The organism is Chryseobacterium aquifrigidense (assembly GCF_006716485.1).
Taxonomy (GTDB): Bacteria; Bacteroidota; Bacteroidia; order Flavobacteriales; family Weeksellaceae; genus Chryseobacterium; species Chryseobacterium vietnamense.
Genome location: NZ_VFPD01000001.1, coordinates 3,115,587 through 3,126,882, shown reverse-complemented (window position 1 = coordinate 3,126,882; position 11,296 = coordinate 3,115,587). Strand labels below are relative to the sequence as shown.

The window sequence follows — 11,296 nt, the reverse complement described above, 5'->3', positions numbered from 1 at the left end:
ATGAAGTTGAAATGTACAGTTTTTATTCTGCTCATCATGGCCTCCTGGGTATATGGGCAGAAGAAGCCTTTAGATCACTCTGTTTATGACAGTTGGCAGAATATAGGATCAAGAAAAATCTCAAATGATGGAAAATGGATTGCCTATTCGGTAGATGCTCAGGAAGGAAATTCTGAGCTTTCTTTATATTCCGTTAAAAATAAGACCACAAAAAAGTTTGCAAGAGCTGCAAAAGTGGACTTTACCAATGATTCCAGATTTGCTGTTTTTCAGATCCGTCCGCAGTATAAAGATATAAAAGCAGTAAAAGATAAAAAACTGAAGAAAAATAAATTAACGAAAGACAGCCTTGCTATCGTTGATTTCTTCAATGATAAAACAGAGAAGATTCCTAATGTAAAAGGATTTAAAATTCCTGAAAAGGCAGGTTCCTACGTTGCTTATCTTCTTGAAAATACAAAGGATAAATCTGCAGATGACAATGCTGATAAAGATGATGGAGACGAAAGCAAAGATGAGGACAAAAATGTAAAACCATTACAATTGGTAGTACGAAATTTATTGGATGGAAAAAGTACAACCTATGATAATGTGGTACGTTATGAGTTCAGTAAAAATGGGAAGCAGCTTGTTTTTGTGACAAAAAAGCCAGACGAGAAAAAAGATAAGAAAGAAGGGAAAGACTCAGCAGATGAAAAATCTGCAGATAAAAAAGATACAGACAAGTCAAAGCCGAAAAAATATGCATTTCAAACCGTGCAGGTAGTTGATCTGCAAAAAGGAACTGTAAATAAAATTTCTGAAATGGAAGGCGATTTTTCGCAGTTGTCTTTTGATGAAGAAGGAAGTCAATTGGCTTATGTGGGAACTTCTTCTGCACAGAATGACCTGGTAAAACTGTATCAGCTGTATTACTTTAATTTTAAAGGAAACAAAAAAGAAATTGTTACCAATGAAAATGCTCAGATGAAAAAAAATTGGGTGATTTCTGAAAATCGGTTGCCTCTGTTCAGTAAAAATGGGAAACAGCTGTATTTCGGTGTTGCTCCCAAACCTGTTGCAAAAGATACAGCAATGATTGCGAATGACCATGCTGTAGTAGATGTGTGGAACTATAGAGATGATTATCTGCAAACGGTACAGCTAAAAGAATTGAAAAATGACCTGAAGAAATCATATGCTGCAGTAATGCAAACAGAAAAACCGGATTTCTTCAGAAATATTGATGGAGAAGACTTGGACACTTTACGCTTGGTAAATGAAGGGAATGCTGAATTTGCACTTGGTATTACAAGCTTGAACAACCGTATTTCTTCACAATGGGAAGGCGCTACAAAGAAAACGTATTTCCTGATTGATAATAAAACGGGAGACAGAACTGAAATTATTCAAAATCTGAATGGAGCAGCAGCTGTATCTCCGCTTGGTAAATTTGTCGTAATCTTTGACAGAGAAAAAGGAAAGTGGCTGAGCTATAATGTGAAAACAAAACAAACCCTTCCATTAAATAGCAGCCTACCTGTTTCCTTTGTTGACGAGGAATTTGATATGCCGGATTTTCCAAATTCTTATGGTATTGCATCCTGGACCGATAATGATGAATCTGTGATTATCAGAGACCGTTATGATCTTTGGGAGTTTTTCCTGAACGGTTCAAAAAAGCCGAGAAATATTACCAATGGATTCGGACGTAAACATAAAATAACATTTGATACTTATGATCTGGATAAAGATATTAAAAGCTTAAACAGAAAATCAGCCATTTATTTATCAGCATTTGATAATACATCCAAGGCGAACGGAATTTTTAAAACATCCATTCACTCAGACACTGACCCTGTAAAAATTCAAATGGAAAATGTATGGGGGTATCGAACTCTTCAAAAAGCAAAGAATGCTGAGAAATATATTTTGGTAAAGGAATCATACACAGATTCACCCAATGTTTTTGCAACATCAGATTTCTCAGAACAGCAAAAACTGAGCAATACCAATCCACAGCAAAATCAATATAACTGGGGAACAGATGAATTGGTAAACTGGACTACACCCAAAGGAAATACTTCTACAGGAGTTTTATACAAACCGGAAGATTTCAATCCGAATAAAAAATATCCGATGATTGTTTATTTCTACGAAAAGCTTTCAGATAACTTAAACCGTTATGTAGCACCTGCTCCAACACCTTCAAGATTAAATATTTCTTATTTTGTGAGTAACGGATATCTGGTTTTTACTCCTGATATTTCTTACACAGATGGTTTCCCGGGAGAATCTGCCATGGAATACATTAATTCTGGAGTTGAAAAGCTAAAGCAAAATTCCTGGGTGGATGGTACTAAAATAGGAATTCAGGGACAAAGTTGGGGAGGTTACCAGGTAGCCTATCTTATTGCACACACGAATATGTATGCCGCAGCATGGAGTGGTGCTCCTGTTGTCAACATGACTTCTGCCTATGGAGGAATCCGATGGACTTCCGGAATGAACAGACAGTTCCAGTATGAAAAATCGCAGAGCAGGCTAGGAAAGAATCTGTGGGATGCTCCGGATCTTTATATTAAGAACTCTCCGCTCTTTACCATTAATCAGGTAAAAACACCGGTAGTTATTATGAGTAATGATAAAGATGGAGCAGTGCCCTGGTATCAGGGAATTGAAATGTTTACCGCATTACGCCGTCTCGGAAAACCCGTATGGCTTCTGAATTATAATGGTGATGATCATAACCTTATAAAACGCCAGAACAGAAAAGATATTCAAATCCGCGAACAGCAGTTTTTTGATTATTATCTTAAAGGGGCAAAAGCTCCGGTCTGGATGACAAAAGGCATCCCGGCAACCCAAAAAGGAAAAGATTGGGGATTTGAGCTGACAGATGATAAGCCTAATTAATAAAATTCCGGCGGAGCCAAAGGCTCCGCCGGAATTTTTTATTATAAAAGCAATGAAAAAGAAACTGACACAATGGCATTTTTTTTATGATGGGCCTGTTCAGCACTTTTATTATATTTACCGCCAATTATAAATAACAGTATGGGAATCTTTGATTTTTTTAAGAAGAAAAATAACAGTCAGGAAAATGTAAGCACTCCGGTTCAGGAAATGGAAATGCCGGAAGAAAAAATAGTAGAGGAAGTGGCGGAAGAAGTTGTGGAAACAATACCGGAAATCCCTTCGCAGCCGGTAGAAGAGCCGAAAGTAAGTGAAGAATATGGAAAAATCAGGATTTATAATGATTATATCGTGTATTCTATAGCCCTTCAGCTAAGAGGTGAGTATACGCCTCTTTCAGCTTTTGAAAAAGAAAACGGTGAAGTAGAAGGCTTTGCATATATGGTTACTGAAGATGCTTATGCACTTTCTCCACAGCAGGCAATTGCAAAAATGGAAGAAAAGTTTGAAAGTGAGCTTCAGGAAGGTAAGATTAAATCGTATATGATCCTGTATCATTCTCAGTTTGATCATAACGGTAATCACACTCCGGCCATGCAGGAAGGGGAGTTCAAGGGAATTTCTCTTGCTTATCACTTTGCTGGTGATCAGAAGAAGAAAACAGGGTTGCCTTATATTTTCGAAAACCAGAATATCACTTATAAAGGTTTCGCAGAGTTTTCTCATGAAGAAAATAATGCAATCATGAATCATCAGTTGATTGACGGACAAAATTATTTCCAGAATACGGAAGGAATTGCAGCTCCTGAAACGACTAATGAAGCAGGAATCATCATCAGAAAATCGAATGTTCATAACCTGATGAATACATGGAGTGGAATTTTTGGTCATCAGAATTTCCAGACTAAAGATTACGGTCAGTATCTTAATGCTATTTTGACACAGTCTGAATCTTCTGATCCATCAGTTGATATGAAGAGCAAAACAGAATTTAATGGGGTAACATTTAAAACTACTTTAACGGAGGAACTAAGCATTATCATTCCGGAAGTAAAAACGGATTATACTCTGGATTTTGAAACAAGATCCATCAGAGAATGGGAAAATGCCTTGAATTTACAGGCGATTGTAGCAGGACCTGCCAGAGAAACTTTTGGGGTTTGGTTCTTTGCGACAGATTATGCTGAAAACAAAAATACCTACATGACACAGCCTCATCTGAAGGTAAATGTCAGTGGAATTGTATTCATCCTTGACGTTCATACGAACACGGATTTACCTGATGGTACTAAAATGAGTGACGATTTCACTACCTATGCCCCAAGTCAGGATCTTCCTAATTATGCATGCTTTGACTTTATTGCTCAGCTTGTAGACTTTAAAGAAACTGAATTGCTTGAAGATAAAAGTGTTAAAGGATATATTTTGAAACTGAAGCTCATCACCCATGAAGAGAATGAAGATTTCTTTACCATTGATGCTTTTGTGAACAAAGAGAATATGAGAATGGAAACGCTTACAAAAGGAATGAAGGTAACCGGAGCTCTTCAGCTTCAAGGTAAAATTGCCGGATAATTTTTAAAACATAAAATTCAAGAGGTTGTTCTACGGAATAACCTCTTTTAATTATGAGATCCGAAAGTTGGTTCCAGGGATGCAAAGCGTTGCGGCTTTGTCGCTGATTAAGTTTTGGGATTATACATTTGCTTAAAAGGGTCAATGAAATTGATTCCACCTTTGCTCTCTCTAAAATTATACCATGAATAAATAAAAGCTTTGCGTTTTAAAAAATATTTGAAACAAAAAAGGCAGTCCTAAGACTGCCTTTTCTATATTTTTCTGAAAAATTATTTGTTTTTCATTTCTTCCTTGATCTTACCTTCCAATTCTTCAGCAAGATCCGGATTGTCTCTTAAAACATCTTTTACAGCATCACGTCCCTGACCTAGTTTAGTCTCTTCGTAGCTGAACCAAGATCCGCTTTTCTTTACGATTCCCATATCTACTGCAGTATCAAGAATTTCTCCTACTTTAGAAACTCCTTCACCATACATGATATCGAATTCTGCCTGCTTGAAAGGAGGTGCTACTTTGTTTTTCACAATTTTCACTTTCACACGGCTACCGATAGCTTCATCACCTTGTTTGATAGGTGCACTTGCTTTTCTGATATCAATTCTTACAGAAGCATAGAACTTCAAAGCATTACCTCCGGTAGTCGTTTCAGGGTTTCCGAACATAACACCAATCTTTTCTCTCAACTGGTTGATGAAAATCACTGTACATTTTGTTCTTGAAATAGTAGCTGTAAGCTTTCTCAATGCCTGAGACATTAATCTTGCATGAAGACCCATTTTAGAATCTCCCATTTCACCTTCAATTTCTGCTTTTGGGGTAAGAGCAGCCACAGAGTCAATGACAACGATATCAATAGCTCCTGAACGGATAAGGTTATCTGCAATTTCTAAAGCTTGCTCACCGTTGTCTGGCTGAGAAATGATCAGGTTTTCAAGATCAATTCCTAATTTTGCAGCATAAGTTCTGTCGAAAGCGTGCTCTGCATCAATGAATGCTGCAATACCACCTGCTTTTTGAGCCTCAGCAATAGCATGAAGGGTTAATGTTGTTTTACCTGAAGATTCCGGACCATATATTTCAATGATTCTTCCCTTTGGATATCCGCCAATACCTAAGGCAATATCCAAACCTAAAGAACCGGAAGGAATTACTTCAATAGTATTGTCTATAGATTCATCACCTAAAGTCATTACTGTTCCCTTTCCATATGTTTTATCTAGCTTGTCAAGCACTAAAGCAAGTGCTTTTTTCTTATCGTCAATGTTACTCATCTCTATTAAAATAATTTCTCAAAAATACATAATTTATATATCAAAAACTAATATTATTTGTCTCTGAAAGCTGTTTTTAGAGTTAAAAAATGATAAAATTTTATAAGTGATCTCCTTCATAACGAAGCAGATGCATAATGTGGTATGGGTGATGGAAAAAATTGCGATCTATTAGGTAGGTTGGGATGCTGGAAGCTGGAAGAAAGGAGTTATTGATGTCTGTAAAATATATTGAACTTAGCTATTACTTTTACTAAGTGAGATTTATAGTCCAATATAAACTTCCAGCTTCCTGACTTATTACCTTAATGAAAATTTGAGTTTTTAGTGATGGCAAGATAATCTTCCAGTACTTTCATCTGGTCCTTATTTCCTCTTTGTATTCTGACATTGCGGCTTACAAGACTGTCATAAATTTTGTTGAAAAGTATTTTAGATTTTGGAAACAGATTTCTGAAAGGAACTTCCGGAATTTGTAATCTTTTACACACCTCGTCATCCAACAAAAACCAGGTGCAGCAGACGTGTAGATATTTCAAATTTTTTCTTTGAAATTCATATTTTAAAATAGGATTTTCCAATGATTCATCCAGCAGAGAATGAGCCAGAAGAACAGAATCTTTATCCGAAGGCGGCTGAACAGAAGTCCATAAATAAAAATATTCCGTTGCCTGTTTCTTATCATCAGGAAGAAGCTGCTCCGGAATTCCCAAAAGATAACCTACATATTTCCAGAGATGAAAAATTCCCTGTTCCTCTTCAACAGAAAAACTATTTCCTAATTTTTTAAGGCTATGAAGGAATACCAGACTGAACCCGATATATGTTGCCATCATGTCCCATGAATTGATAGGTTCTCCCCAGTTTTCTGTATCCCAGTCTTTATAATGTTTTTTAATAGAAAGTCTTGCGTAAGAATGAATCAGACGGGTTTTTATAGCAAATTCATACCCTTTTGCATGAACTTCCAGTGCATTGTAGCGGGTGGCATTCACCCAGAAATCCAATGTTTCTGAAAGACGTTTCACAGCACCTTTCTTCAATGCTTCTGTAACAATAAGCGGTTTGTTGAGGTAAGCATAATCGTAACCACCGATCAGACAATAATCTCTCAGCGAGATCAGAGAATCGAGGTTGCTTCTCATACAAAGTTCAGCTCCGCTTTTGAGAAGGTTATAATCCAGCCATTGAGGAACTTTTTGGGTCTGGCGGAACAATTTTTTTACACTTTCAGGAACATCATCAGTTTCCGAAACCCCGTTTCTGATGTATTGCTCGATTTCTTTCGAAGCTTCATGAAATTTTTTAGTGAAATAAACATCTCTTACCACCTCGTCACCGGTTTCATCCACATGATGAAAATAGGGCGCAAATTTTTCAAAATGCTCAAAACTCACTTCAGCTCCGGAAAATTCAATAAGCTGTTTTCCGTTGCCATGTCCCCAAAAGTCTCTGAAGTGGGGAGCGTCTTTAAAACGGGGTTGTATCATGTTCATTCCTTTACCTATAAAAATACAAGTTTTATGCTGAAATGTTTTGGTGAGATTTGTCAGCTATCCAAGAAGAACTTTCTTGAAATACCACAAACGGGTAATTTACTTGTGTTTATATAATTTGAAACTTTGTGCAAAACAAAACTAATGACCATGGAAGCTCAATTATAAAAACAGTTAGTTTTTCTACAATGATAAACTTATTCTCAAATTCAAAAAACTTAACCAGAAAAATAAAATCATGAAAACAAAAATTATATTGCTGTTTGTGCTCGGATGGGTGGGGATGGCGTTTGGACAAAAAAAAGACAAAATAGACTCAATTACAACTCAATTGACAATACCTGAAATTGAGACCTTATTATCTAAGGATGAATTTAAAAAAATTGTTAATAAAAAATTTAATTCTGTTATGAATAGTAGTGGTAAAACTACAATTGGAAATTATGCTGCAACAGATATCAACGATGGGCGTTTGGTTTTTAATGCAACAAAGAATTTTAAAAATGGAGATATGCTTTCAGTAAATGCAAGTGGAAGTGTTACAGATGGTTTTTTTGCAATATTTAATCAATCAAAAATAAATAGCAATGTCGGTGTCAATTTCAAATATAATGTGAGATTAAAATCATCTTCTATTTCATTTCATGAAAGAGAAATCAAAAATTTATCTAAGAAAAAATCTATTGCTACATCACAAGCTAATGTCACAAAATCATTATACATAAAAGATTCAATATTACTATTTTCAAAATTGAAGCTATTAAGGTCAGAAATCTCTGACATTCAGGAAAGACTGAAAGCAGCCAATGTAGATCCTACTGCAAAGGCAAGGTATGAGTATCAAATAGCTTTGAAAAATATGCAGACCGATTCTCTTTTATTAAAGAAAGAGTCACTTCCGTCTTTAAAAGAAATAGAAACCTTAAGTATATCTAAGGAAAAAAACAGTGTAGCTAATGCCATTGATAACTTTAATTATACTGGTATCTTCTTTCATTGGATAAGCTTAGGAGCAGGATTTCAGAATAATAATTTCAACTATTTTACTCCATCTTTATCTTACGAAAATCAAATAACTAAAAAGAATTATGTGGGTTGGAAAGGTTCAATTGAATACAATTATTATGAGTGGAATCAGTACAGCAAACCAACTCATTATTTGTTGATAGGCTTTTCAGGAGGGATTGATGATAATTTTTCTGATTTGTCTAAAACTGAAATTAATGAATCTTACAATTATGGGGAAACTTCATCAGGACAAAGAACCTCAACCAAAAAATTTAATGCTTATCAAGGAACATACAAAACAAATCTATCATATAGCAAATTGTATATTGATTATTACAGGTTTTTTTTAGAAAATACAATGGCATTACACATTTATCCACAAAGTACATTTAAAGAAGAAAGTAAACCACAATATGATGCAGGAATAGGGTTACTATACTCATTTAAGGATTTGAAAAAAGATAAATCTAAGCTGCATGTAGAACTTTATTTCAATCTTATTGATCTAACTAATTCCAACGATTCAGAGTTAGCTTTTTTAAAGCGAAACGAAATTGGGCTAAGATTATCAATTCCAGTAGCATTTCTTAATTTTTAAAATATTTTATTATGGCAAAAACGACAAAAAACAAACGGAAAGACAGAATCCTTTATCGTGCGGATTGTCTTGATTGTCGCAAGTATGTAGGTAAAAAAACGACACGCATACAAGCGGAGGAAGATAGGGATCATCACAAAAGTGAACCTAATAACGAAAATCATAACGTAGAAATCGAAGTTATACAACATTCCTATTTGAAATAACTAATTTTGATAGCATTGTATGATTTGAAATATTAAAAAATCAGTTAAAAACTGATTTTTTCTTTCTACGTTTGTAAGAGGCTAAAATAGAAAATGATAAGGATACAATAAAAAAGGAAATTCTATATTTAAAGTAAAAATACAAAGCCAAAACAAAAAAACCTTCCCATCGGGAAGGTTTTTATATTGCTTATCGCTTATTACTTATTATAAAGAAGCAGCGTGTACAAGCATATCCACTAACTTGTTAGAGTAACCCATTTCGTTGTCATACCAAGAAACAAGTTTCACGAAGTTAGGAGAAAGCATGATACCAGCATCTTTGTCGAAGATAGAAGTTCTCTTATCTCCAACGAAGTCCTGAGATACTACAGCTTCTTCAGTATATCCTAGGATACCTTTCAATTCACCTTCAGAAGCAGCTTTGATTACTGAACAGATTTCTTCATAAGAAGCAGCCTTTTCAATTCTCACTGTTAAATCTACTACAGAAACATCAACAGTTGGTACTCTGAAAGACATACCTGTTAATTTTCCGTTTAATGAAGGGATTACTTTTCCTACCGCTTTAGCAGCACCTGTAGAAGAAGGAATGATGTTGTTCAGAGCAGCTCTACCACCTCTCCAGTCTTTCATTGAAGGACCGTCAACAGTTTTCTGAGTAGCTGTTGTAGCGTGTACAGTGGTCATTAAACCTTCTACGATTCCGAAGTTATCGTGGATTACTTTAGCTAAAGGAGCTAAACAGTTTGTAGTACAAGAAGCGTTTGATAAAATTTTGATATCATCAGTAAGTTCCTTGTGGTTTACACCCATTACAAACATTGGAGTATCATCTTTAGAAGGAGCAGAAAGGATCACTTTCTTAGCACCTGCTGTAATATGTTTTGCAGCGCTTTCTTTATCCAGGAATAAACCAGTAGATTCTACTACGTAATCTGCACCGATTTCATTCCATTTTAGGTTGCTTGGATCTTTTTCAGCAGTTACTCTGATTCTTTTCCCGTTTACTACAAGATCGTTTCCTTCTACAGAAACCTCACCTGGGAAAATACCGTGTACAGAGTCATATTTTAACATGTAAGCCATGTATTCTGCATTGATTAGGTCATTGATTCCTACAACTTCAATGTTGTCTCTTTCAGTCATTGCTCTGAAAACAAGACGTCCAATTCTACCAAAACCGTTGATACCTACTTTAATTGTTGACATAATAGTTTGTTTTTATTAGATTATAAAAATAATTAGATTGCTAAAATTTCTGAAATCAGTAAAAGATCTTTATTGATTTCATTATGCTTTTTAATGGCTTCTTCAATCGGCGTATACGTCAGATCATTGGAACGCATTCCTGCCATTACATTGGTTTGTCCTTCCATAAGTCCTGTTACAGCACCATAACCAAGTCTGCTTGCCAAAACACGGTCTGCACAGCTTGGAGAACCTCCTCTCTGCATATGTCCCAGAATAGCTACACGGATGTCATAATCAGGGAAGGTCTGTTTGGTTTTTTCTGCAAGTTCGTAAACATTGGCTAGCTTTTCACCTTCCGCTACCACAACAATACTGGATGATTTTCCTGTTTTTTCAGCATTTCTGAATTTTGTGAAAAGCTCATCGATACTGTCTTTTTTCTCAGGAATTAGAATATCCAGTGCTCCGGCAGCCAATCCACTGTTTAAAGCAATAAAACCAGCATCACGACCCATTACTTCCACAAAGAAAACTCTGTTGTGAGAAGTTGCCGTGTCACGGATCTTATCAATGGCATCCATTGCAGTATTCAGTGCCGTGTCGTATCCGATGGTATTATCAGTTCCGAAAATATCATTATCGATCGTTCCCGGGATACCGATTACTCTGATTCCGAACTCTTCATTAAAGATTTTGGCACCAGTAAAGGTTCCGTCTCCTCCAATACAAACCAATCCGTCAATTCCCAGCTTTACACAATTGTCGTAAGCTTTCTGACGGCCTTCTTTTGTTCTGAACTCAGCGGATCTGGCAGATTTTAGAATCGTTCCACCCTGGTTGATTATATTTTTTACGGAACGAGCTCCCATTTTCAGGAAATCATCATTGATAAGGCCGTTGTAGCCTTCTCTCACCCCATAGCATTCGATATCATAGTAGTTGGCGGTTCTTACTACCGCTCTTAACGCCGCATTCATACCCGGAGAGTCACCTCCTGAAGTAAGAACTGCAATTTTTTTTACAGCACTCTCTTTCATCAAGTAAAAAATT

The 11,296-nt window shown here is 35.9% G+C and carries 7 protein-coding genes; 3 read left to right on the top strand and 4 right to left on the bottom strand.

Annotated elements, in window-relative coordinates:
• Positions 1–2,895, top strand: coding sequence for an alpha/beta hydrolase family protein (locus FB551_RS13975; protein WP_142017916.1), 2,895 nt, complete (start codon positions 1–3; stop codon positions 2,893–2,895).
• A 141-nt stretch (positions 2,896–3,036) separates the two neighbouring features.
• The gene (locus FB551_RS13970; RefSeq protein WP_142017915.1) at positions 3,037–4,470 is read left to right on the top strand and encodes a hypothetical protein; all 1,434 of its coding nucleotides are present in this window, start codon (positions 3,037–3,039) and stop codon (positions 4,468–4,470) included.
• A gap of 272 nt (positions 4,471–4,742) precedes the next feature.
• Here the strand turns inward: FB551_RS13970 and recA are convergent, their stop codons facing one another.
• Both recA and FB551_RS13960 read right to left on the bottom strand, forming a co-directional pair.
• Entirely contained in the window at positions 4,743–5,744 is a 1,002-nt protein-coding gene (recA, locus tag FB551_RS13965; RefSeq protein WP_034694853.1) for a recombinase RecA, read from the bottom strand.
• A 305-nt stretch (positions 5,745–6,049) separates the two neighbouring features.
• Positions 6,050–7,234, bottom strand: coding sequence for an oxygenase MpaB family protein (locus FB551_RS13960; protein ID WP_226798695.1), 1,185 nt, complete (start codon positions 7,232–7,234; stop codon positions 6,050–6,052).
• 244 nt (positions 7,235–7,478) lie between these two features.
• On the opposite strand from FB551_RS13960, the gene FB551_RS13955 reads away from it, so the two are divergent.
• Positions 7,479–8,846 carry a hypothetical protein gene (locus tag FB551_RS13955; RefSeq protein WP_142017913.1) on the top strand — a complete coding sequence of 456 codons (1,368 nt, stop codon included), beginning with the start codon at positions 7,479–7,481 and terminating at the stop codon, positions 8,844–8,846.
• A gap of 413 nt (positions 8,847–9,259) precedes the next feature.
• Here FB551_RS13955 and gap read toward each other — a convergent pair whose 3' ends face one another.
• Complete coding sequence (gene gap, locus FB551_RS13950; RefSeq protein WP_034694859.1) at positions 9,260–10,264, bottom strand: type I glyceraldehyde-3-phosphate dehydrogenase; 1,005 nt, start codon at positions 10,262–10,264, stop codon at positions 9,260–9,262.
• Positions 10,265–10,296: 32 nt separating this feature from the next.
• A complete protein-coding gene (pfkA, locus tag FB551_RS13945) occupies positions 10,297–11,283 on the bottom strand; it encodes a 6-phosphofructokinase (protein ID WP_034694860.1) in 987 nt (328 codons plus the stop codon).
• Between the last annotated feature and the right edge of the window lie 13 nt (positions 11,284–11,296).